Origin of the sequence: Nocardia cyriacigeorgica NBRC 100375 (assembly GCF_000308555.1) — a bacterium.
In the GTDB taxonomy this organism is placed as follows: domain Bacteria; phylum Actinomycetota; class Actinomycetes; order Mycobacteriales; family Mycobacteriaceae; genus Nocardia; species Nocardia cyriacigeorgica.
Genome location: NZ_BAFY01000077.1, coordinates 1 through 23975, shown reverse-complemented (window position 1 = coordinate 23975; position 23975 = coordinate 1). Strand labels below are relative to the sequence as shown.

Below are 23975 nucleotides of genomic sequence, written 5' to 3'. Positions count from 1 at the left end.
GGCTCGCGTCACCGTGCACGCGGGCCGGGTCCTCGAATCGCACCGCGGGATGAGCCGGCCCGCGGAACCACCGCCTCGGACTCCGGGGCAATGAAGATCGTGGGCACTGCCCCGGTCTACGGACGGAACCAGCGCTCGAGGATTTTCGCGACCCCGTCCGCGGTGACATCGGCGGTCACTTCATCGGCCAGGTCCCGGATCTCGGCCGGGCCGTTGGCCATGGCCACCGAATGCGCTGCCCAACCGAGCATTTCCCGATCGTTGTACCCGTCGCCGATGGCCAGTGTGGCCGAGGCGGGAACTCCGAGGGCGGTGCGCAAACGTTCCAGCGCCCAGCCTTTGGACACTCCGAGCCGCGAGACCGTCAGCCAGGGGCCGTATTCGCCGTACACCCAGCCGGCGTCGGGCACGCGTAGGAAGGTGAGCAGGCGGCGCAGTTCTTCGGTGGAGCCTTCCGGCCACCAGCCGTTGAGCCGCGGTGTCGGGGCACTGCACAGCGTATGGTCGTCGACGACCAGGTATTCGCCGCCGACGTCGTATTCGCCGGGGCTGAATCCGGTGGCCCAGGTGCCGATTCCGACTCGTTCGACGGCAAGGATCATCTCGGGGAACAGATCGCGCAGTGCCCGCACGGCCGGTCGGGGGTCGAAGGCATGCACGGCGAGCGGATCACCACCGGCGACGTCGATGTGCACGGCACCGTTGGAACACAGGGCGTGCCCCTCGATGAGACCGAGTTCGGCCAGCACCGGCCGGGTTTTGAGCACGGTGCGACCTGTGGTGATGACGACGTGCGCGCCCGCGTCGACGGCGGCCCGTACCGCGGCGACGACCCGTTCGCTGATCGGCTCACCGGTGGGCATGAGCGTTCCATCGACGTCCAGCGCGATCAGCTCAGGCGCTCCCCCATTGGCTTCCACTTACCTATTGTGCCGTCCGAGTGCATATTCGACATCCGGATTCATCCGGCAGTACCGAAAATCGTGATGCGTCAGGGGAAATCGGATACCTACTCCGCCGGGCCTTCCGGCGGGTGCCGGTCGTGCCCGAGGAGCAGGGCGACGATGTCGAGCGCGGTGTCGATCTGCGGCACGTCCCCACCCAGCAACGGCGCGTAGAGATGCACATCGCAGATGCGGACGATGGCATCGGCCAGCACCCGGCTCGACATGCGCAACCGCAGATGCCCCAGCCGCTGCTGTTCGTCGAGCATCTCCGCGATCAACCGCGCGGAGGTGGATTCGATGACGCCGGGCAGCAGGGCCAGCCGAATGAACACCTGCGGCTCGCGGCGCGTCAGCGCGAGCAGCGGCGCCGAACCGGACACCGCCCGCATCAGCCGTTCCAGCACATCGAGGATGAGCTCGGCGCCGGTGCCCGAGCCCGCGGCGATCGCCTTGCGGTAGGTGCGCTCGGTGGCCTCGGCCAGCACCGTCGCGATCAGCTCGTCGCGGTTGCCGACATGCCGGTACAACGTCGCGCGGCCGATCCCGAGCGTGCGGGCCAGCACCGACATGTCCAGCGGTTCTCCCGCCAGATACAGCTTCGTGGCGGCATCGATCGCACGACGCCCTTCGGAAGTAGCGATCACCCGTCCATCTCCTCATATCCGGAGACGTACCGCGAACCAACCCCCCGAGCGGGGGTTGACGGATGACCGACAGGTGAGACACGCTCCATCAGTGTCTCACGAAGGGTGGTGCGCATCACATTCGCACCTCTTCGACCGGCGATAGCGCAGAGGAATCCCGATGCCCACAGTTGAAACCGTCCGCGGCCCCGTCGACACCGATGCCCTGGGGCAGGTGTTGATGCACGAGCACGTCTTCGTTCTCGGCAGCGAAATCCAGCAGAACTATCCGGACTACCCGAACCACTGGGATGAGGACGCGCGGGTCGCGGATGCCGTCGAGAAGTTGCGGCAGTGCAAGGCGCGCGGCATCGACACGATCGTCGACCCGACGGTGATCGGGCTCGGCCGCTACCTGCCGCGAATTCAGCGCATCAACGAACAGGTCGACATCAACATCGTGGCCGCGACCGGCATCTACACCTACAACGAGGTGCCGTTCCAGTTCCACTACACCGGCCCCGGACTGCTGTTCGATATGCCCGAACCGATGGTCGAGCTGTTCGTCAAGGACATCCGCGAGGGCATCGCGGACACCGGGGTGAAGGCGGCGTTCCTCAAATGTGCAATCGAGGAGCAGGGTTTGACCCCAGGGGTGGAGCGCGTGATGCGCGCGGTGGCCCGCGCCCACGTCGAAACCGGTGCGCCGATCACCGTGCACACCAATCCGCACACCCGCTCCGGGTTGGTGGCGCAGAAGGTCCTCGCCGACGAGGGCGCCGACCTGACCAAGGTCGTCATCGGGCACTCCGGCGACAGCACCGACCTGGACTACCTGTGTGAAATCGCCGATGCGGGCTCGTATCTCGGGATGGACCGTTTCGGACTCGACGTGCTGCTGCCGTTCGAGGAGCGGGTCGCCACGGTCGCCACGCTGGCCGAACGGGGTTACGCCGAGAAGATGGTGCTCGCCCACGACGCGGCGTGCTTCATCGACTGGTTCAGCGAGGAAGGCAAGGCCGCGGCCGTGCCGAACTGGATTTTCACCCACATCAGCGACGACGTCCTGCCCGCCCTGCGGGCGCGCGGCGTCACCGAGGAACAGATCACCACCATGCTGGTCGACAATCCCCGCCGGTATTTCACCGCATGACTCACCGACCGGTCACCGACGAATTCCAGCAGAGACACCATGACCACTGACGCCACCGTGATCGAAATCGCCCGTACCGACAACCCGTTCGACACCGCGGGCATCACCCTCGACGCCAACGGCGTACCGCACTACGCCGACCTGCTCGCGACCCTGCCCGACCTGTTGCGCAGCCGCGCCGAGACCGTCCCCGACACCGAGGCGGTCGTGGAAACCGGCGCGCAGCGATTGACCTACCGGCAGCTATGGGATCGGGCCACGCGGATCGCCGGCGGCTTACGCGCGGAGGGGCTCACTCGCGGGGATCGGGTATCCATCCGTTACCCGGCCGGCGCCGACTGGGTGCTCGCCTTCTGGGGAGTGGTGCTGGCCAGCGGGATCGCTGTCGCGGTCAACACCCGCTCGGCCGAACCCGAAATAGAGTTCGTGCTGGCGGATGCGGGCGTGCGGGTGGACCTGGCGCCCGGCACCCCGCTGCCCGACGGCGAGCCCTACCTCGCCGAAGGGTTACGTCACGACGATATCGCCGCGCTGTTCTACACCTCCGGCACCACCGGAAAGCCGAAGGGCGTGCCGACCACCCATGAGGCGTTCCTGACCAATGCCGAGAACATGGTTCGCTGCCTCGACCTGCCCCGCGATATCGGCGCGCGGTTGCGGACGCTGATCTCGGTACCGCTGTTCCACGTCACCGGCTGCAATTCCCAACTGCTGGTCGCCGCCTATCTCGGCGGAACCTCGGTGATCATGCCCGGGCGGGATGTGCCCGCGATGATCGCCGCCGTACCCGCCGAACGCATCTCGTTCATCGTGACGGTGCCCGCCATGTACGCGCTGATGCTGCGGCACGCGGACTTCGCCGGCACCGATATGTCCGGGGTGCGGTGGGTCGGATACGGCGGCGCGCCGATCGCGCCCGCGCTGGTCCGGCAGTTGCAGGCGGCGTTCCCGGCCGCGATCGTGTTCAACGGTTACGGCATGACCGAAACCGCCTCACTGATGACGGTGCTCCCCGACGGCGATGCCGTCGACCACGCCGATTCGGTCGGCTACGCGGTGCCGTCGGTGCGGCTTGCGGTGGCGCCGATCGATGCGGATCCAGGGGTCGGCGAGCTGCTGGCCCGCGGCGCCAATGTCACCGGCGGGTACTGGAATCGGCCGGAGGCCACCGATGCGGCCTTCCTGCACGGCTGGTTGCGCACCGGCGACGTCGTGCGGGTCGACGCGGCCGGGCGCGTGCACATCGTCGACCGGATCAAGGACATCATCAATCGCGGCGGCGAGAACGTCTCCAGCGTCGAAGTGGAAGCGGCGCTGCTCGCGGCGCCGCACGTCGCGGACGCGGCCGTCCTCGCCGTGCCCGATGACGTGATGGGCGAGAAGGTCGGTGCGGTGCTCTTCGCCGATGGCGCGGAGGTCGACGTCGACGCCGTGATCGCGCATTGCCGGGAGCAATTGGCCGACTTCAAGGTTCCGCAGTACGTCACGGTGGTCGACCAGGCCCTGCCGCGCAATGCGGGCGGCAAGTTGCTCAAGGCGCAGTTGCGTGAGCAGATTCGGTGGGGCGCGCCGCTGCGGTGAGCCACCACCGAGGGCGCCCTGGCATCAGACGGTTGAGCCGGTCAACGTGAACCGCAACGAGGTGAGTAGACCGGTTCGGTCGCCGAAAGCTGCTCTCCGTCACCGCGAGTCGCACCAGGCCACCAGAACCGGCGCTGGGTCATGGGATTCGAGAAGGGTCCTGCTTCCCCGTTGTGGCGACTACCCGGCTGCCACAACCAGAACCCCTCGACGCTGGAGCCGGAGCCAGCGGCCGACGGTCCGCCACCGGACTACCGGCGCGGCACCGTCGGCGCCTGCTGCGGGCGATCAGAATTCAGCGGCCGCCCGAACCGCCACCCGAGCCGCCGGAACCACCCGACCCGCCCGATCCACCGGACCCGCCGGAGCCGCCGCGTGATCCGCCGGAGCCGCCCTTGGAGCCACCGCCGCGCGAACCGCCCGACGAGCTGCTGCCGTCGGAATCGCCGCCCGAGCTGCTCCGCGAGCCGCCGCTGCGCGATCCACCCGATGCACTACCGCCATCCGAGTCGCTCGAACCGCGCGACCCGCCGCCGGTCGAGCGGCCCGAGCTTCCACCGGAAGTGGCTCCACCAGTGGAACTTCCACCGGTCGAGCCGCCTGCCGAGGATGATCCGCCCGCCGTCGACCCGCCGGCCGAACCGCCGGATGTAGCGCCACCGGAGGCAGATCCGCCCGACGCGGAACCACCGGACGCAGACCCGCCCGACGTCGAACCGCCCGACGCGGACCCGCCCGACGCGGAACCACCGGAGGAAGATCCGCCCGACGTAGACCCACCCGACCCCGAGCCGTCCGAGCCGGTTCCCGCCGAAGTCGAGCCCCCGCTGCCGGCTCCGGATGATCCGCCGGTCGCGCCGCCCGACGCCGCACCGCCGGTCCCGCCGCCGGCGGAGCCCCCATCACCCGAATCGGTGCCCGAGGACGCGCCATCACCCAGTCCCCCACCGCTCGGCGTGTCACCTGGCCCGTCGCTCCCGGTCGAACCACCGGGCACATCCATCCCACCGGGCGTGGGGTCACCGGCAGGAATGCCGCCGGTCGATCCGCCCGGAGCTGTGCCGCCCGGCACCGTCGTATCGCCCGGTGCGGTCGGAACGCCGGGGGTGGTGCCGGGTTCAGCGGGACCGGGGCCGGTTGCGCCACCGGGTACCGAACCCGGTGTTCCGGGAACAGGACTCGACCCGTCACCGGCGCCGGGTAGGCCGGGTGTCGATGGAGTGCCGTCGACCGGATCGCTCGGCGGACGCACCGTTCGGTCGGGCTGGCCGAACGGCATCGGATTGCGGAACCGTGCCGGGTCGGCATACGTGCCCGATTCGTCGGTCCGATGACGCCAGTGCCTGGTATCGGAATGGGAATCGATGCGGGTACTGCCTCGGCTCTCGGCCATGGTCGGGCCGTGTGGCCGGGAATACGCCGAGGGCGAGACCATTCCGGCATAGCCGGTCAACCGCGCGGGCACGGCCGAGACGGTACGGACGACGCCGGACGCCGTGTAGCCGACGGCGTGGAGATGGCGGGCGAGATCGTGATCGGTCAGGGCGCTGCCGTCGAGTTCGATGAGCAGCGCGTCGCGTGGGATGTCCAAGCGCGGGAACCGGTCGAGCACCGGGGAGAGCTGGGTGTCGACGGTGCCGCTGCCGAACATCGTGGCCGCCGACATGGCGATCGCCGAAACGATTGCGGCACCGGAGAACACCGGCGGATGGAAGCTCGCCCCCGGCGCCGCCGGCGTGGCGGTGCGCGCGGCGATGTAGGCGGCGCCCGCGGCGACGGTCTGTCCTGGATCGGCCGACATGATCACGGGCTTGCCGAGTTCGGACAACGTGCGGGCGACTTCCGGCGGCCGCGCCGCACCGCCGATCACCAGAATCCGGCCGATGTCGGACATCGTGATTCCGGCGGCGCCTACCGCGGCCCGCACCACTTCCAGCGAATCGCGGACCTGCTCCACTCGCAGGCCGTCGGTGTCGACGATGGAGGTCATCGCGACCCTGCCCGCCGCCTTCGTCTTACCGCCGGCGTAGCGGGCGATCATCGCGCCGAGTGGGCGCCCGCCGAAGTCGTAGCAGCGCACCGGTTTGCCGACCATCGGATGATCGGGCCAGTCGGGGCCGACCCGGACGACGGTGATATCGAGGCTGTTGCCGCCCAGGTCGTAGACCAGCACGAATTCCGAAGGCAGCGGCCCGTGTTCGCGTTCGAGCCATTCGGCCGCGGCCACCGGTTCTGGCACCAGCTCCACGTGGCCGATGCCGGACAACTCCAGCGCTTGCCGCAGCAGTGCGACCTGCTTGTTCGAATACGCCGCCGGGTAGGTGGCGACCACGCCCGCCGAGGGTTCGGCGGCGGCGAGCAGGCTGTGCACCACGGCCGCGATCATGTTCGCCGGTGACCAGATGCGCCCGCCGATCGTCACCGAGTCGGGGTCGCGGGCGAGATCGGCGAAATCGGTGACGGCTCCCGCGAATTCGGGGATGGCGCCGAGGCGGACGCCGCTGCCGTCGAATGCGGCGGTGGTGCGCCTGGTGCGCACCGTCGGCCGCGGTTGCTCGGCGGTCGCCACCGCCGAGACGGAGTTCACTGTGCCGATGCTGAAGCCCAGCCCTGTAGTCATTCGCTATCCCGTCAACGCACCGAGACCACGTCCCTCATGTGAAGAACCATGGGCCGCGGTCGTCTTCCAAACAGCTCCCACAGGTTAGCTGTTTCGACTCCGTTCGGATGCCCATTTGATATGAAAGGTTCAACTGATTGCGACCATCCCGCAAAAGCCCTGCTCACGGGATCGCGTCGGATGAGTTCAGACCCCTGGATCGATGCGATTCGGAGATCTCGTGTCGCACTCCGCAATCATTCGGCGTTCGGCGATACCCGAAGGCGCGCAAGCGGAACGACGCTTCGGACGCCCGTCGAGTACACACCTACCAGTCGGTAACCAAAGCGTTGCCCGTATAGCCGAATTCGACCGAGCGGTCGCTTCCAGTGTGTTGAGTGACACGTCAACGCAACGACCGATTCCCGCCAGCAGCAGCAGCCGCCACCGAGTTGACTGGTCAGCACGACGTCGTAGCGCACATCAAAAGGTAAGCACCAGAAGGGAAACCGAATTCCATGGGACAACGATTCGCCGACCAGGTCGTCCTGATCACCGGAGCCACCTCGGGCGTGGGCGAGGCGGTGGCGCGGCGGGTGGCGGCCGAGGGCGCCGCGGTGGTCCTCGGTGCGCGCGGCAAAGAAGCCGGCGGGCGGGTGGCCGAGCAGATCCGAGCCGATGGCGGGCGCGCGGTGTTCGTACCCACCGATGTCCGCAACGAGGAGGAAGTCGCCGCGCTGACGCGAGTGGCCGTCGACGAGTTCGGCCGGCTCGACGCCGCGTTCAACAATGTCGGAGCCGTCACCGCGTACGGGCCGGTCGCCGAGATCGATGATGCCGCCTGGCGCAACGAACTCGAACTCAACCTGACCAGCGTCTTCTACGGTCTGCGCCATCAGGTTCCGGCGCTGGCGGCCTCCGGCGGTGGCGCCATCCTGAACAACGCGTCCAACCTGGGCGTGGTGGGGATGGCGTCGGTGGCTCCGTACGTCGCGGCCAAGCACGGCGTCGTCGGATTGTCGCGTGCCGTCGCGCTGGAAGCGGCCGATCAGGGTGTGCGAGTGAACGCTCTGGTCTCCGGGGCCGTCGATACTCCGGCCTTCCGCAACTCGATGGGCGCCACCCCGGAAGGCGAGGCCGCGATCGCGGCGTTGCATCCGCTGGGCCGCATCAGCCGTCCGGAGGAGATCGCGTCGCTGTGCGCGTATCTACTGAGCCCGGAGTCGAGCTTCGTCACCGGCGCGGCGCTCACCATCGACGGCGGTTTCACGGCCAAGTGAACAGCGGTCGCCTCGCCCGCACCGGCCCCTCATCGGCCGAGGCGGGCGAGGCGACCTCCGGGCCTCGGGGAACACGAACGATACGGTGCGGCGTCCCCGCACCGCGATGCCGGGACTCCAGCGGCCGGACAAGGCGATCGCGCCGGAGCACTCGGCTCCGGCGCGATCGGCGGTATCAGCTCGGATCGGGTCAGATCCGATTGAGCAGGCGGCGAACCGGTCCGGTCGGACGCAGCACCGCGCCGCCGGCCCGCAAGTCGGGCTGCCTGCTGCGGACGAGGCGGTCGAATCCGGCCGCACCACCCGACGGCTCACGCAACCGGCCCGCGTTGAAATCGTCGGCCAACTGCTGCACCGTCTGCTGGGCGCAGGACTTGTTGGTGCCGATGAATCCGGTGGGACCGCGCTTGATCCACCCGGTGACGTAGGTGCCCGACAGCACCGACCCGCCCGGCTGGTCCAGCACCCGGCCGTCCAGGTTCGGGATGACGCCGGCCCGCTCGTCGAACGGCAGACCGGGCAACGGCACACCGCGGTAACCCACCGAGGTGAGCACCAGTCCGGCGTCGAGCCGCTCGGTCTGATCGGTGGCCACCGCGCGGACGTTGCCGTCGGCATCGGTGACCAGCTCGTTGCGGACCACCTCGATCCCGCTGACCTGGTCCGGACCGAGGATCTCGGTCGGCGAGGACAGGTAGCGGAACACGATCCGGCGACGCTGCCCGACCGGGCGGTTGCGCACCGAATGCAGCAGGCGCAGCTTCTGCTCGACCTGGTACGGCAGATCATCGGTGATCTCGGGCAGTTCGCCCTCGATGACGATATCGACATCGGAACCGAGCAGGCCGACGAATTCCGGCACCGTGAACGCCGACTCCGCCGGTCCGCGCCGGCCGAGGATGACGACCTCTTCGATCCGGCTCTCGCGCAGGGCGTCCAGCGCGGTCTCCGAGATGTCGGTGCCGACCAGCGATTCCGGGTCGATGGTCAGGATGCGCGCGACGTCCAGCGCCACATTGCCGTTTCCGACGATCACCGCGCGGGTGCTCGACAGATCGAAGCTGCGGCCGGCGTGGTCGGGATGGCCGTTGTACCAGGCGACGAAATCGGTGGCCGACACATTGCCCGCCAGCCCCTCGCCCGGAATCCCGAGCTTGCGGTCCGAGGAGGCGCCGACGGCGTAGATCACCGCGTGGTGGTAGGCCAGCAGCTCCTCGTGCGAGATGTGCTTGCCCACCTCGACATTCAGGTAGGAGCCGAAGCCGGGCTGGGCCGACATGACGTCGAAGAGCCTGCTGACCTGCCGGGTCTTGCCGTGGTCGGGGGCGACGCCGTGGCGGGCCAGGCCGTAGGGCACCGGCAGCCGGTCGAACATCGTCACGGTGACGTCGGGCTGGGTGAGCAGCTCGTCGGCGGCGTACATGGCCGAGGGGCCGGAGCCGACGATGGCGACCCGCAGCGGTTCGCGTTCGGTGCGGATCTCCGGCGCGGGCACCGGCTTGGCCAGGATGGGCCGCGGGCGCGACTGCCGGTAGAAATTCGCGTTGATCTCGATGAAGGGCTTCTGCTCTTCGGTCAGCTTCTTCGACGAGGTGATCGCGTCCACCGGGCAGGCCGAGGCGCAGGCGCCGCAGTCCACGCACGCCTGCGGGTCGACGTAGAGCATCTCCGCGCTCAGGAAGTCGGGCTCGTCGGGCGTGGGATGGATGCAGTTGACCGGGCAGGCGTAGACGCAGGAGGCGTCGCTACAGCAGGACTGCGTGACAACGTAGGGCACGGCTACCTCACGCAGCCTTGCCGACCACGCGCAGCGGCTCGGAACGGTAGCGGGTCGCGTGACCGTCGATACCGAGCAGCTTCCACACGCGCTTGGAGATCGGGTTCATCAGGCCGATCTCCTTGGCCAGCGAACGCACGTCGGCGAAGTAGTCGCTGAAGACCTGCTTGGCTTCCTTGGAGCCGTAGAACAGCTCCTTGCGCACCGAGTCCGGGATGTCGAACTCGTCGAAGAAGCTGCGCGGCGGGGTCGCGATCGCGCGGCCGAGGATCCACATGATGATCGGCATCGCGATGGAGAGGACGAAGCGGTTGGCCGCGTTGCCCTCCGGCACGTGCTGCTTGAGGAACTCGTGCGCGAAGGAGATGTGGCGCGCTTCCTCGGCGACGTGAATGGCCATGACACCACGCATGATCGGGTGCACGTCCTCGCCCGAGCGCAGGATGTCCTTCTGGATGTGGTCGATCGGCTCCTCGCCGGCGAGCACGGCCATGAAGAACAGGTTCGGGGTCAGCACCGCGACCGGGACGGCCAGGTGGCGCAGCTGGCGCACCAGCGGGCCCATGCCGGGCACGTCGATGCCGATGCGGTTGACCATCTCCTGGAACATCAGGGTGTGGTTGTGCTCCTCGATCATCTCGTGGGAGCAGTAGCGGAATTCCGGCGAGCCGTTGGGCAGGCCGAAGACGTGCTGCATCATGCCGCTGATCAGGATGGCCTCGAACTGCAGGCCGACCTTGGCCACGTTCGACTGGCGGTACTTGCCGACCGCGATCTTCTGCTCGTCCGAGAGGGCCAGGTACCAGGGGTGGCGGCCGAGCGGATCGGCGGACTGCGGCAGGATCCAGCGCTCGGGCTTGGTGTCGGCGTCGAAGTCCGGGTTCTCCCAGTCGATGTCTTCGAAGGGATCGAAGTGCCGGTTCACCGAGCCCTCCGACAGCAGCAGCAGCTTCTGGGCGTACTCCTGGGCCTGCGCGACCACCGGGTCGGTGTCGGGTGTCGTGGTGGCTGCGGACATCGTCGTCACTGCCTCTCGGTCGGGAATACCTATTACTGTTCCCAATAGTTACATCAACCGAGAGTCACGTCAACATGGGCTGGTCCGGGCGGCGGGTCGGATTCTGGCAACGCGTCCGCCTCGCCGCCCGGCGCCGTCTTTGCCGCTACCCCGCTCCGAGCTGGGACAGCGCCGCGAAGACCGCATCACCCGGCACCGCGAGCGTCAGCGCGACGGCACCCCCGCAGACCGCCGCCGCGGCCGCGAGACGCGCGCTCCTGCGGGCTCCTCGCCGGGAGAAGCCCCAGGGACGAGATCCGGGCGCCCGGGTCGCCTGCTCCGCGGACACGGCCGCCTGCCTGGCCATGAGCGCGGCGCCGGTGGCGACGGTGCGCTCCGGATCCGGCGCGGTGACGATCGGCCGGGCCAACTCCGCACCCAGCACCAGTGCCACCTCGGCCGGGCGTGCGGCACCACCGACCACCAGCACCCGGTCGACGTCGGCCATCGTCACATCGGCCAACCGCAGGCACCGATAGACCAGCTCCAACGAGTCGCGCACATGCTCGGCGCGCAGCTCACCCGCGACATCCTGGACCGAGGAACAGCCCGGTACCGCCGAGGCACCGCCCGAGCGGCCGTGGCCGGCCGCCGCCGTCATCGACGCCCCGAACGCGCGCCCACCGAAATCCCTGGACCGCAGCGTGCCCATCACCGGATTGTCCGGACATCCGGCCCCGACCCGCACCAGCGTCACATCCAGGCTCGCCCCGCCCAGGTCGTAGACGAGGGCCAGCCCGGGCATGAGCGGACCGTGCTCGGCCTCCAGCCATGCGGCAGCGGCGACCGGTTCGGCCACCAAGGCCACCCGCTCCAACCCCGCGACGTCGAGCGCGGTGCGGAGCGCGGTCACCTGTTCGTCGCTGTAGCCCACCGGGTGGGTCAGCGTGATACCGGCCGGGTCGTCGTGCAGGTCGTCGCGGGCGTCCGCGATCAGGCAGTCGGCGACGACGGCCACCAGATCGGCGGGAGTGAGGCGGCGATTGCCGATCCGGGCCGCGGTCGCGCCGCGCTGGGTCAGATCCGCGAATTCGGTGACCACCCGGCCGTGCCGGGGAATGATGCCGAGCCTGGCCGTGCCCGTGCTGTCGAAGGCGAGGGTGGTGCGGTGGGTGCGGGCCGGTGGCCGGACCGCGCGACGGCGGCGCCCGGGCGGCGCCTTCACCGAATCATCCTGCGCGACTGCCGAAACCGTGTTCACCGTGCCGATGCTCAATCCGAGACCAAACGCCATCGAAATCCACCTGATCGCCGAGCGGACATGCTTCGAACGCCCATCAGGCAATCATTCCGCGATCGGCCTGCCAACCACCGGACATCAGGTTGTCCTCTATCGCCTCTCCCCCACCCTGGTGAATCGACGCTCCTCCGGTGCTCTCACCAGCACGGTCGCAGGCGAGATGCTGACACGCCGACGTCCGCGCGGAAGCGAACCGGACACGCCGGATGACCTGACCCGGTTTGCCGGCCGGACACTGCCCACTGCTCCGTCGAGCGCCGAGAAGCGCTCAGCTGGTTGGCAATTCCGGGATCCTGGTGGCCCGCGCGTAGACGGTCTCGCCCTCGGACAACCGCAGCGCCTCGGCGTCGCCGCGGGTCACCTGCGCCGCGAACAGATCGCCGGTTGCGGCATTGCGCATCTCGACCCGCACCTCGAAACCCAGGTGCACCACCCGCTCCACCGTGGCACGGGTGACCCCGGCCGATTCCGCGGTGCCCTCGTGCTCGGCCAGCGCCATGCTGGGATCGCGGCCCACCCGGATGTCGTGCGGGCGCACCAGATGACCGTTGAGCCGGGCCACCGCGCCGAGGAAGGACATGACGAACTCGTTGGCGGGCCGGTCGTAGACGTCTTCGGGGGTGCCGACCTGCTCGATGCGCCCGGCGTTCATCACCGCGATCCGGTCGGCCACATCCAGGGCCTCTTCCTGATCGTGGGTCACCAGCACGGTGGTGACGTGCACCTCGTCGTGCAGCCGGCGCAGCCAGGTACGCAGGTCGGCGCGCACCTTGGCGTCGAGCGCGCCGAACGGTTCGTCCAGCAGCAGCACCTGCGGATCGACGGCCAGCGCCCGCGCCAGCGCCATGCGCTGACGCTGACCACCCGACAGCTGCGCCGGATAGCGATGCTGGAAACCGTCCAGGCCGACGATGCCGAGCAGCTCGTCGACACGCTTGGCGATCTCGGCCTTCGGCCGCTTGCGAATCTTGAGCCCGAACGCCACGTTGTCGCGCACGGTCATGTGCTTGAAGGCCGCGTAGTGCTGGAAGACGAAGCCGATATCGCGCTTCTGCGGCGGCACCCGGGTGACGTCGCGATCGGAGATGACCACGACACCCGAGTCCAGCGTCTCCAGGCCGGCGATCGAACGCAGCAGCGTCGACTTGCCGGAACCGGACGGGCCGAGCAGCGCGGTCAGCTCACCGGAGGGGATGTCGATGCTGACGTCGTCCAGCGCGGCGAACGATCCGTAATTCTTGCGCGCGTTGGTCACGGTAATCATTGGTTGCCTCCGGCAGTCGACATCGGTGCCCTGCGCACGGCAGTGCCGATCATTTGTTGCCCCGCTTGCGTTCGAGCAGGGTCATCAGCAGCAGGGTGACCAGGGCAATGCCCATGAGCAGAGTGGCGGCGCTGTAGGCGCCGAAGGTGTTGTGGTCGTCCATGTACCTGGCGTGCACCAGCAGTGTCAGGGTCTGGGAGACGCCGGCGAACCCGGACGACACCATGATCACCGCGCCGAACTCGCCGAGCGCGCGGGCCACGGTCAGCACGACACCGTAGGTCAGCCCCCAGCGGATCGCCGGCAGCGTAATCCGCCAGAAGGTCTGCCACTGGGATGCGCCGAGGGTCGCGGCGGCCTGCTCCTGATCGTCGCCGATCTCGTGCAGCACGGGCTCGACCTCGCGCACCACGAACGGCAGCGTCACGAAGATCGTCGCGATCACCATGCCCGGCAGCCCGAAGATCACCCGGAAACCGGCCGATTCGAGGCCGCCGAACCAGCCGCCCGCGCCCCACAGCATGATCAGCGCGACACCGACCACCACCGGTGATACGGCGAACGGCAGGTCGACGATCCCCTGCACCAGGCTGCGGCCGGGGAAACGCCCGCGCACCAGCGCGAGCGCGGTGATGATGCCGAACACGACGTTCACCGGGACCACGATCGCCACGATGATCATCGACAGGTTGAACGCCGAGATGGCGGCAGGCGTGCTGATGGAATCGAGGAACGCGCCGATCCCGTCGCCGAAGGTGCGGTACAGGATCACCCCGAGCGGCAGCACCAGCAGGATGAACAGGTACCCGAGCGCGACCACGCGCAGCGAGAGCCGGACCGGAGTCGAGAGTTTCATCGCGCCTCCTGCTCCTTCCTGGCCGACCGCTCGGCGAACAACCGCAGCACCAGCAGCGAGACGAACGCGATGACGAGCAGCGCCACCGAGACCGCGGCGGCCGCGACCGGCCGGTCGATCTCGATCTGCTGCTGGATGTATTGCGAGGCCATCTGGGTCTCGCGCGGGATATTGCCACCGATCAGCACCACCGAGCCGTATTCGCCGATGGCGCGGGCGAAGGCCAGGCCGCCGCCGCTGATGATCGCGGGGGTCAGGGTGGGTAGCACGATCCGCCGGAACGTGGTCCAGTTGTCCGCGCCCAGCGACAGTGCGGCCTGCTCCACCTCCTTGTCGACCTCGATCAGCACCGGCTGCACCGACCGCACCACGAACGGCAGCGTCACGAAGGCCAGTGCCACCACCAGGCCGGGCTGGGTGGCATTGAGGTGGATGTCGATCGGGCTCTCGGGGCCGTAGAGCGACAGCAGCACGATGCTGGCCACGATCGTCGGCAGCGCGAACGGCAGGTCGATCAACGCGTTGACGATGCCCTTGCCGGGGAAATCGTCGCGCACCAGCACCCAGGCGATCAGGGTGCCCATCACCACGTTGATCAGCGCGACGATCACCGAGACGAACACGGTGACCCGCAGCGAGGCCAGCGCGACCGGTGAGGTGACCGCATCCCAGAAGCCGGCCCAGCCCTCGTCGAAGGCGCTGACGGTGAGTGCGGCCAGCGGCAACAGCACGATGATGCTGAGCCACAGCACCGCCGTCGCGATGCCGAGCGGGCCCACCGAGCCCGTCACCCGCAGCCACGACCAGTTCGGTCCCCGCGAGCCCGCGGCGGCGGGTTTGCTCAGCTCTGTGGTGGCGCCGGAACCGGGCGCGGGTTCGGTTCCGGCGCTGTTACTACTGTCTGTCACGGTGTCGAGTATCGCGTGTGTGCCGGATCACCCGTCTACTTGGTGGCGTTGTCGTAGATGATGGCGATCTTGCCGGTGCCCTGCGCGAACAGGTCGGCGTCGACCGCTTTCCAGCCACCGAGATCGGCGATCGTGTACAGCTTCTCCGGTTGCGGGAAGTCGGCGGCGAACTCGGCGGCCACGCCCGGATCGACCGGACGGAACCCGGCCTGCGCCCAGGCCCGCTGCCCCTCGGCGGTGAACAGGAAGTCACGGAAGGCGGTGGCCTTCTCCTTGTTCTGGCTGTTGTTCAGCACCGCGACCGGGTTCTCGATCTTGAACGTGTCGGCCGGGACGATGTGCTCGACCGGATCACCGTTGCGTTCGATGAAAATCGCCTCGTTCTCGTAGCTCAGCAGCACGTCACCGGTGCCCTGCAGGAACGTCTCGGTGGCGTCGCGGCCGGACTTCGGCTGTACCCGCATGTGCTCCGGGGAGATCAGCTTCGACAGGTAGTCCAGGCCCGCCTGCGGGTTCTTGCCGCCCTCGCTCTTCGCCGCGTACGGCGCCAGCAGGTTCCATTTGGCCGAACCGGAGCTGAACGGATTCGGGGTCACCACCTCGACGCCGGGCTTCAGCAGGTCGTCCCAGGTCTTGATGCCCTTCGGGTTGCCCTCGCGGACGACGATCGCGACCACCGAGCCGAACGGAATGCCCTTGGTGGCGTCGGCATTCCAGCTCTCGTCGACCAGTCCGGCGTCCACCAGGCGGGTGACATCGGGTTCGACGGAGAAGTTCACCACGTCGGCCTGAGCGCCGTCCTTGACCTTGCGGGACTGGTCGCCGGAGGCGCCGTAGGACTGCTGGACCGCCACGCCCTTGCCCGCTTCGGTGGCATTGAAGGCCGGGATCACCTTGTCGAAACCCGGCTTGGGCACGGCGTAGGCATACAGGTTGATGGTGCCGCCGCTGCCGTCGGCGACGTGGCCGTCGACCGAATCGCTGGCGCCGCCGCTGCACGCGCTGAGCGCGAACGCCGCGATCGCGGTGAGGGCGATGGCGGCGCGGCGTCGGCGTGCGGTGAGCCGGCTGGTGCGTGACATGGGTTGGACCTTTCTCGGGGCCGCCATGACCTGGGAAGGGGATGGCGGAAACACATCGGGATCGAGAACAGACCTGCCGTTACGGCAGTGGCGCGACTTGCCGGCCGGAAGGGCCGCTGGGTTCGGGCATTGCTGCGAAAAAGGTGCGCACCAGTCTAGGAGGGGACGCGCAGAACTGCCCGGATCCGATCACCGACAGTGAATATCCGCGACGACGAGGCAGCCGACCGCGATCAACGCCAATTCATGGCGGACCTGCGGAACAACACTCGTCGACACCCGGCAGACTGTAGCAGAGCACTCGAGCCGATTCGAATCGACGAATCCCAGATCGACGGGGGACCAACCATGACCACCAGCCCGGACCGCCTGCGCACCCGGCTGCCCGAAATCAGCACGCGCGCCTGGGAACACCCGGCCGACCGCACCGCGCTGGTGGCGTTGCGTTCGCTCGGCGGGTTCGACCTGGTCCTGCGCACCCTGTCGGGGCTGCTGCGCGAACGCCAGTACCGGCTGATGTATCTGGCGACCGCGGTCCGCGTCGACGAACGCCAGTTCCGTTCCTTGCACCTGCTGCGCCAGGACTGTGCCGAGATCCTCGACGCACCCACCACACCGGAGCTGTTCGTGGTGCAAAGCCCCGAGGTGAACGCTTTCACCATCGGGATGGACAAGCCGTTCATCGTGCTCACCACCGGATTGGTCGATCTGCTCGACCACGAGGAGATGCGTTTCACGATCGGTCATGAGCTCGGCCATGCGTTGTCCGGACATGCGGTCTACAGGACGATGCTGATGCATCTGCTGCGGATGGCCGACGGCATGGGCTGGATGCCGATCGGCGGCTGGGCCCTGCGCGCCATCGTCGCCGCGCTGATGGAATGGAGCCGCAAATCCGAACTCTCCGGCGATCGCGCCGGCCTGCTGTGCGGGCAGGATGTGGAGGCCTCGGTGCGGGTGCATATGAAGCTGGCCGGCGGCGCGCGGGTCGGCGAGATGAATCTCGGCGCGTTCCTGGCCCAGGCCGAGGACTACGAGCGTTCCGGTGACCTGCGCGACGGGGTGCTCAAGCTGCTGAACCTGGAATTGCAGACCCATCCGTTCTCGGTGCTGCGCGCCGCCGAGCTGCGGCGCTGGATCCAGAGCGGTGACTACGAACGCATCCTCGGCGGTGACTACCCGCGCCGGGCGCACGACAAGAACGCCAAGATCAGCGAGGAGATCAAGCAGGCGGCGCGCAGCTATCGCGACACCTTCGATCAGTCCGAGGATCCGTTGGTCCGCACGGTGCGCAATCTGGGCCGTGAGGTGGGCGCGGCGGTCAACACCGTCGGTCAGGAGGTCGGCGGTGCGGTGGCCGATCTGGGTAAACGGTTCACCGAGTGGCGACGCGGTGCGGATTCGGTCAGCGAGTGAAGAACCAGGCCACCAGCACCAGCACCAGCAGGGCGACCAGGGCCAGCTGAACCCGTGAACGCGGCATCACCGGGCTCCGCTCTGCGCGTGCTCGCGGGTCTCGACCAGCGGTTCCACCGGGGCGGCGGCCTGCGCCAGCCGGGCCGAACGGTAGCGGCCCGCCCGGATCCGATGCTGGGTCAGGGCCACCCGGTGCTGGACGGTCTTCAGCGCACGGTCGAGCAGGTAGGCGATGGCGAAGCTGATCGGCACCATGCCCACCAGCACCACCAGGAACTGGGGGATGAACGGAAGTCCCGCCACCCACAGTTCGAAGCCGTCCCACCAACCCGCTATGCGATCCACGATCACCAGCCTAATCGACGCCGGATAGCGGCCCGCCTCCTCGCCACACGCCGAGCATTGACCTCAACCAGGGTTGAGAGTGCAACCTGGAGCACATGACACGAGCAGCGGAATTCTGGAACACCGTCTACGACAACGACACCGCTCCCTGGGTGATCGGCGAGCCGCAGCCGGCGATCGTCGAGCTCGAGCGCACCGGCGCGATTCGAGGACGGGTGCTCGATCCCGGCAGCGGCGCCGGTGAGCACACGATTCTGCTCACCGCACTCGGCTACGACGTGCTCGGTATCGACCTGTCGCCCAGCGCGGTCGACTACGCCCGCCGCAACGCCGCCACCAAGGGTGTGCCGAACGCCCGGTTCGATGTGGTCGACGTGCTGGCCATCGCCGATCACCGCCCGCAGGATTTCGGCCCCTTCGACACCATCGTCGACAGCGCCCTGTTCCACGTCTTCGGCGAGGACCCGGAGGCCAGGGCCGGCTACGTGCGCGGATTGCACGCGATCTGCGCGCCGGGCGGGCTGGTGCACATCCTGGCGCTCTCCGATGCCGAGCCCGGTTTCGGTCCACGGATCAGCGAGTCGATCATCCGGGAGTCGTTCGCCGACGGCTGGGAGCTCGAGGACCTGCGTCCGGCCCGGTATCGCGGCCGCAATACCGAAGTGGTCGCCGAGGAGGTCGCCCGGCTCGGACTGCCGCAGGAGGGACCGATCGATACCGCCGCCTGGCTGGCCCGAATCCGCCGGGCCTGACACCGTCCGCGCCGGTGGCGGGTGCGGGGTGCGGCCACCGGCGCGCTGCGGTGGACGCACCCCGGCTCTGACGCGATCATGAGGTTATGGCGATCCCCGAGGAGCAGGTCCAGCAGACGGCGCATTCGCTCATCGAATCCCGGCGCCGCTCGAATTTTCCGCCGATCGATGACTACGCCTTCCTGTCGGACTGCGAAACCACCTGCCTGATCGCCAGCAACGGCTCGGTCGAGTGGATGTGTGTGCCACGCCCGGATTCGCCCAGCGTGTTCGGCGCGATGCTCGATCGCAATGCCGGCCATTTCCGGATCGGCCCCTACGGGCGCAATGTGCCGGCGGCGCGGCGGTATCTGCCGGGCGGCATGATCCTCGAGACCACCTGGCAGACGGCTACCGGCTGGCTGATCGTGCGCGACGCGCTGGTTCTCGGGCCGTGGCACAACAACTTTCAGCGCAGCAAAACGCATCGGCGCACTCCGATGGACTGGGACGCCGAGCACATGCTGCTGCGCACCGTGAAATGTGTCAGCGGCACGGTCGAACTGGAGATGAGCTGCGAGCCCTCCTTCGACTATCACCGGGAGACGGCTCGCTGGGAGTACACCGGCAAGGTCTACGAGGAGGCCACCGCGCAATGTGCCGCCGACCCGAGCGCGGGTCCGACGCTGGTGCTCACCACGGACCTGCGCCTCGGCATCGAGGGCCGGGAGGCGCGCGCCCGCACCAGGATGGAAGAGGGCGATCAGGTGTATGTGGCGTTGACCTGGTCGGAGCTGCCCGCCCCGCAGACCTTCGCCGAAGCGGCGCAGAAGATGTGGACCACCACCGAATGCTGGCGGCAATGGATCACTCTCGGCAAATTCCCCGATCACCCCTGGCGCAGCTACCTGCAGCGCAGCGCGCTGACCCTCAAGGGCCTGACCTACGCGCCCACCGGCGCGCTGATGGCGGCGCCCACCACCTCGCTGCCGGAAACACCGGGCGGGGAACGCAATTGGGACTACCGCTACAGCTGGGTGCGGGATTCGTCCTTCGCCCTGTGGGGCCTCTACACCCTCGGCCTGGACCGCGAGGCCGACGACTTCTTCGCCTTCCTCAACGACGCGACCACCGGCCCGGACGGGGAACCCGTTCCGCTGCAAGTGCTCTACGGCATCGGCGGCGAACGCACGCTGACCGAGACCACCCTCGACCACCTGTCCGGCTACGACTCGGCGCGCCCGGTGCGCATCGGCAACGGCGCCTACGCCCAGGACCAGCACGATATCTGGGGCACCATGCTCGATTCGGTGTATTTGCACGTCAAATCGCGTCAGCATGTGCCGGAGACGTTGTGGCCGCTGCTGGAACGTCAAGTGGGTGCGGCGATCCGGCACTGGCGCGAACCCGACCGCGGCATCTGGGAGGTGCGCGGGGAGCCGCAGCATTTCACCTCCTCGAAGATCATGTGCTGGGTGGCGCTGGACCGCGGCGCGAAACTGGCCGAGCTGCACGGCGAGCTGCAGATCGCGGCCCGTTGGTATGCCATCGCCGACGAGATCAAAGACGACGTCCTCACCCACGGCGTCGACGCCGACGGCGTCCTGACCCAGACCTACGGCGGCACCACCCTCGACGCTTCCTTGCTACTGGCGGTGCTGACCCGTTTCCTGCCCCCGGACGATCACCGCATCCGCGCCACCGTGCTCGCCATCGCCGACCGGCTCACCGAGAACGGGCTGGTGCTGCGCTACCGCACCGAGACCACCGACGACGGGCTCTCCGGCACCGAAGGCACCTTCACCATCTGCTCGTTCTGGCTGGTGTCGGCGCTGGTGGAGATCGGTGAACTGCCGCGGGCCCGGCAGCTGTGCGAACGACTGCTCGGCTACGCCAGCCCGTTGCGGCTCTACGCCGAGGAGATCGAACCGCACAGCGGCCGTCATCTCGGCAATTTCCCGCAGGCGTTCACCCATCTGGCGCTGATCAATGCGGTCACCCACGTCATCCGCGCCGAGGAGGCGGGTGAGGCCGGACGGTTCCGGCCCGCGCACACCCCGGCTACTCAGCACGGGTAGCGAACCCGCCGCCGGCATCGGCGATCGCCCGGGCGGGCGCTACGGCACGATGGCGATGCGCGCCCGGCTCAGGCGGTGACCAAGGCGTCGGCGCGCTCGCGCACCGACCGCAAGGTCGCCATATCGGCGTCGATCCGGTCCAGCCGGTCGCGGCCGCCCTCGCCGTATTTGGCTCCCGCCTCCTCTGCGACCCGCAACGCTTCGTCGGCGCTGCGCAGCACGTCGGTGGCGATCTCGGTGAAATGGTCGCGCAGCGCACGCTGCGTGGCGCGCAGGCGGTTCCGTGATTCCTTGCTCACCTGGAACACCACATCGTCCATCAGACGGGCCACCGCCACCTTGGCTTCGGCCTGACGCCGCTGTTTGCGGGCCCGACGGTCGTCCCACAGCGCGTTGATACCGAGCAGCACACCGGCGCCGGCCGAATACCAGTTCACCAGCGACATACCGAGCAGGCTGGTGGCGAGACCGACCATCAGGATGCCGCCGTAGGAACCGCGCAGCGCGGAAAGGAACTGCTGGGTGATGCTGGTCTTCGCACTTTCCAGCGGCTCCAGCGGCGCCACCTGCTCGAGCACCTCCCCCGGCTTCTCCAACCGCACCTCCGGCAGCTGCGGCGCGCGGTGATCGGCCGGGAATTTCGCCGCCACCTGCTCCGACAGCTCCACCGAACGGTAGTGCGCCATCACGAAGTTCTCCTCGACGGCCTCGCAGATGCGGGCATCGAGGTCGGCGCCGAACTCGCTCCAGCGCCGCGCCGGGTCGGTCTGGGCGATCTCGGCCTCGGCGTCGCGGACCAGGCTGCGCAGACGGTGGCGCAGATCGTGTTCGATATCGGCCATCAGCTCGGTACTGCCGTCGGCGAGGGTAACCTGCCAGTTCGCGGTGCGCTGACGGAGCTGATCGGCCTCGTCACGGGCGGCGGCCAGCTGCGCGGTGATCTCCGAACGCCGACGCGGATCGCGCAACGTTTCCGCTTCGGTGCGCAGCGAGGCGGCCAGATGATCGCAGACCAGGCGGATATCGCCGGCCGCCGCTTCGATGGCGACCTCATCGGCGCGGTTGACGATGAAATCGCGCAGATGATCGACCAGCTGCGGCAAACCGGATTCGATATCGCGCTGGTAGTTGCCCACCAGTCCGGCCTGGCGATGCATCTCCGCCGACACCGGCGCGACCGCGAAACCGAGGCCGGCGGCGTCGAGCAGATCACGGTTGCGCTGCTGGGTGTGTGCCCAATGCGGGTGCACGTCGATCTTGTTGAGCACGCAGACCACGGTCGGGCAGATCTGCTGGATGCGCTGCAAATGGCTGATCTGCTCGGGTGTCAGCTCGGCGGCGGCGTCACCGACGTAGAGCACGGCGTCGGCCGCGGCGATCATCGACCAGGTGGTGTTGTCCTCGCGGGCCGCGCCCGGTGCGTCCATCAGCACCACGCCCTCGGCCAGCAGCGGGCTGGGCTGGGTGAACTCGGCCCGGATGACGCCCTTGGCGTTGAGCGCGGGCGCCGGGTCGAGCGGGTCGACCGGCTGACGTTCGATCCGGCCGCCGCCCAGCGACCGCACCAGGGTGGCGGTCGGCTCCGGGCCGTGCTCGATGATGACCGGAACGCTGATCGGGCTGTCGGTGGCGCTGATCTTCGCCCCGACCAGGGCGTTGACCAGGCTACTCATCCCGCTCTTCGGGTCACCGACCACCACGAGCCGCACCCGTGGATCGCTCACCCTGCCCCGGACCATGCTCAGCCGGCCGCCGAGATCGTCACGGCCGGCGGACCGGGTCAGCTCCCGCAGTTCGTCGATGATCCGGATGAGCGGGGCCATGGCGTCCGGATGTTTCACGGTCGCGGCCTCGAGTCCGGCTGCGGCAGACAACCCTGCTCCTTACTATCGTCGCTGTCGTCGAATCTCTCGCACGCTGTCGGCCTTCATTCGATCATGGCGCCCGCGAGCGCCGTCAACCCGTCCCGCTTCGCCCGGTCACATGATCACGTGGTCCACGTGCGCGACCACATGGTGGGTCTGCGCCATGGCCGTCTCCGGCAGCAGGGCGCCGCTGAGCTCACCGCCGGCCAGGCCGTACAGGCCGTGATCGGCGAACGAGGCCGCCGCGAGCAACGCCGGATCATGCACACCGGAGTCGTGATCGGCGATCGGCTTCACCCCGACCTGCGGTTTCATCGTCGGCGCCGGGTTGTTCGGCTGGATGTCCACCGTCGGCGCCTGGCTGGGCGGATCGTAGGTCGGAGCCGTGGGCCGGGGGGCACTCACGGTCGGAACGTCGGCGGTGGGCACGTCCGCGGTCGGGACATCGGCGGTGGGCACGTCCGCCGTGGGCCGATCGACCGTCGAGGGCAGATCCGCCGTGGTCGGGGTTTCGACGGTCGGCTGCGGCCGGGTGGTCGGCTCCGGGACGTCGGTGGTCTGCGGGCGGGTGGTGGCGCCGCCGGTGTTTCCGGGCGTGGTGACGTCGTCGTCCGGGTCCGACGTGGACGGACGGGTGCTCGGCTGGCTGCCGCTCGCACCCGGAGTCTTGGTGATCGGATCGTCGGAGGTCGAGCCGCCCGGCCGGGTGGTGACACTCGCGCCGGGCAGCTTGGTGACGCTCACATCGGGCGTGGAGGTACTCGGGTCCGGCGAGGTGGTCATGCCCGGTGTGGTCGGGGTCGGCACCGTCGAGGTGACCGTGGTCGTCCCGCCGGGGGTGGTGCCGGGCGTCATCTGCGTCGGGTCGTCGGTGCCGGTCTTCGGCGCCGGCCGGTCGGCAGGCACCGAGCGCTCGAAGATCGCCGGGACCGCGGCGGCGGGTGCGGTGAGCGGGGACGGGCCCGGCGGCGGCGCGATCACGTTCGCGATCGGCGAGGTCGCGGCATCGGGCTGGATGGTGGTCTGCAACGGCGTCGCCACCACCGGCTGAGCCACGGCGGCCGGGGCGACGGCCGCGGGAGCAGGCGCCGGAACCGGAGCGATCGCGGCGGGCGCGACGGCTGCGGCGGGCGCGACCGGCGCGGGTGCGGGCGCAGGGGCCGCGGGAGCGAC

The 23975-nt window shown here is 68.8% G+C and carries 19 protein-coding genes and 1 pseudogene; 6 read left to right on the top strand and 14 right to left on the bottom strand.

The window, feature by feature from the left end:
* Window positions 1-116 precede the first annotated feature (116 nt).
* Complete coding sequence (locus RJ05_RS07475; RefSeq protein ID WP_036534733.1) at window positions 117-920, bottom strand: HAD family hydrolase; 804 nt, start codon at window positions 918-920, stop codon at window positions 117-119.
* 89 nt (window positions 921-1009) lie between these two features.
* Complete coding sequence (locus RJ05_RS07470) at window positions 1010-1591, bottom strand: QsdR family transcriptional regulator (RefSeq protein ID WP_036534732.1); 582 nt, start codon at window positions 1589-1591, stop codon at window positions 1010-1012.
* Between the two features lie 160 nt (window positions 1592-1751).
* Here RJ05_RS07470 and RJ05_RS07465 point away from each other — a divergent pair, with 160 nt between their 5' ends.
* Both RJ05_RS07465 and RJ05_RS07460 read left to right on the top strand, forming a co-directional pair.
* Window positions 1752-2723, top strand: coding sequence for a phosphotriesterase family protein (locus tag RJ05_RS07465; RefSeq protein WP_036534730.1), 972 nt, complete (start codon window positions 1752-1754; stop codon window positions 2721-2723).
* A gap of 39 nt (window positions 2724-2762) precedes the next feature.
* Window positions 2763-4304, top strand: a complete 1542-nt coding sequence (locus RJ05_RS07460; protein WP_234012312.1) for a class I adenylate-forming enzyme family protein — start codon at window positions 2763-2765, stop codon at window positions 4302-4304.
* A 295-nt stretch (window positions 4305-4599) separates the two neighbouring features.
* On the opposite strand, the gene RJ05_RS29255 is transcribed toward RJ05_RS07460, so the two are convergent.
* On the bottom strand, window positions 4600-6924 hold the full coding sequence (locus RJ05_RS29255) for an Hsp70 family protein (RefSeq protein ID WP_138445777.1): 2325 nt from the start codon (window positions 6922-6924) through the stop codon (window positions 4600-4602).
* A 497-nt stretch (window positions 6925-7421) separates the two neighbouring features.
* Between RJ05_RS29255 and RJ05_RS07450 the strand changes: the two genes are divergently transcribed.
* On the top strand, window positions 7422-8183 hold the full coding sequence (locus RJ05_RS07450; protein ID WP_036534728.1) for an SDR family NAD(P)-dependent oxidoreductase: 762 nt from the start codon (window positions 7422-7424) through the stop codon (window positions 8181-8183).
* 190 nt (window positions 8184-8373) lie between these two features.
* Here RJ05_RS07450 and RJ05_RS07445 read toward each other — a convergent pair whose 3' ends face one another.
* The 8 genes from RJ05_RS07445 to RJ05_RS32870 form a co-directional block, all read right to left on the bottom strand.
* A complete protein-coding gene (locus tag RJ05_RS07445) occupies window positions 8374-9960 on the bottom strand; it encodes an FAD-dependent oxidoreductase (protein WP_036534726.1) in 1587 nt (528 codons plus the stop codon).
* Between the two features lie 7 nt (window positions 9961-9967).
* Window positions 9968-10978 (bottom strand): AurF N-oxygenase family protein, encoded by a 1011-nt coding sequence (locus RJ05_RS07440; protein ID WP_036534724.1) that lies wholly within the window; start codon window positions 10976-10978, stop codon window positions 9968-9970.
* A gap of 145 nt (window positions 10979-11123) precedes the next feature.
* Window positions 11124-12251, bottom strand: coding sequence for an Hsp70 family protein (locus RJ05_RS07435; protein ID WP_228790234.1), 1128 nt, complete (start codon window positions 12249-12251; stop codon window positions 11124-11126).
* 274 nt (window positions 12252-12525) lie between these two features.
* Window positions 12526-13521: a sulfate/molybdate ABC transporter ATP-binding protein gene (locus RJ05_RS07430; RefSeq protein ID WP_036534722.1), complete on the bottom strand. Its 996-nt coding sequence runs from the start codon at window positions 13519-13521 to the stop codon at window positions 12526-12528.
* A 49-nt stretch (window positions 13522-13570) separates the two neighbouring features.
* Window positions 13571-14377 carry a sulfate ABC transporter permease subunit CysW gene (cysW, locus tag RJ05_RS07425; protein ID WP_036534720.1) on the bottom strand — a complete coding sequence of 269 codons (807 nt, stop codon included), beginning with the start codon at window positions 14375-14377 and terminating at the stop codon, window positions 13571-13573.
* Window positions 14374-15222, bottom strand: coding sequence for a sulfate ABC transporter permease subunit CysT (cysT, locus tag RJ05_RS07420; RefSeq protein ID WP_051016330.1), 849 nt, complete (start codon window positions 15220-15222; stop codon window positions 14374-14376). The genes cysW and cysT overlap by 4 nt, the downstream gene beginning before the upstream one ends.
* A gap of 98 nt (window positions 15223-15320) precedes the next feature.
* Window positions 15321-16367, bottom strand: coding sequence for a sulfate ABC transporter substrate-binding protein (locus tag RJ05_RS07415; RefSeq protein ID WP_051016329.1), 1047 nt, complete (start codon window positions 16365-16367; stop codon window positions 15321-15323).
* 189 nt (window positions 16368-16556) lie between these two features.
* Window positions 16557-16646 (bottom strand): Ms4533A family Cys-rich leader peptide, encoded by a 90-nt coding sequence (locus tag RJ05_RS32870; protein WP_368854415.1) that lies wholly within the window; start codon window positions 16644-16646, stop codon window positions 16557-16559.
* Window positions 16647-16715: 69 nt separating this feature from the next.
* Between RJ05_RS32870 and RJ05_RS07410 the strand changes: the two genes are divergently transcribed.
* Entirely contained in the window at window positions 16716-17783 is a 1068-nt protein-coding gene (locus RJ05_RS07410; protein WP_036534770.1) for a M48 family metallopeptidase, read from the top strand.
* Between the two features lie 66 nt (window positions 17784-17849).
* On the opposite strand, the gene RJ05_RS07405 is transcribed toward RJ05_RS07410, so the two are convergent.
* Window positions 17850-18128, bottom strand: coding sequence for a hypothetical protein (locus tag RJ05_RS07405; RefSeq protein ID WP_036534768.1), 279 nt, complete (start codon window positions 18126-18128; stop codon window positions 17850-17852).
* A gap of 95 nt (window positions 18129-18223) precedes the next feature.
* Between RJ05_RS07405 and RJ05_RS07400 the strand changes: the two genes are divergently transcribed.
* A complete protein-coding gene (locus tag RJ05_RS07400; RefSeq protein ID WP_036534719.1) occupies window positions 18224-18880 on the top strand; it encodes a class I SAM-dependent methyltransferase in 657 nt (218 codons plus the stop codon).
* A gap of 86 nt (window positions 18881-18966) precedes the next feature.
* A complete protein-coding gene (locus RJ05_RS07395; RefSeq protein WP_036534717.1) occupies window positions 18967-20937 on the top strand; it encodes a glycoside hydrolase family 15 protein in 1971 nt (656 codons plus the stop codon).
* A 68-nt stretch (window positions 20938-21005) separates the two neighbouring features.
* Here RJ05_RS07395 and RJ05_RS07390 read toward each other — a convergent pair whose 3' ends face one another.
* Both RJ05_RS07390 and RJ05_RS31325 read right to left on the bottom strand, forming a co-directional pair.
* A complete protein-coding gene (locus tag RJ05_RS07390) occupies window positions 21006-22811 on the bottom strand; it encodes a dynamin family protein (protein WP_051016324.1) in 1806 nt (601 codons plus the stop codon).
* Between the two features lie 105 nt (window positions 22812-22916).
* Window positions 22917-23975: pseudogene (locus tag RJ05_RS31325) on the bottom strand (hypothetical protein); the annotation flags it as partial.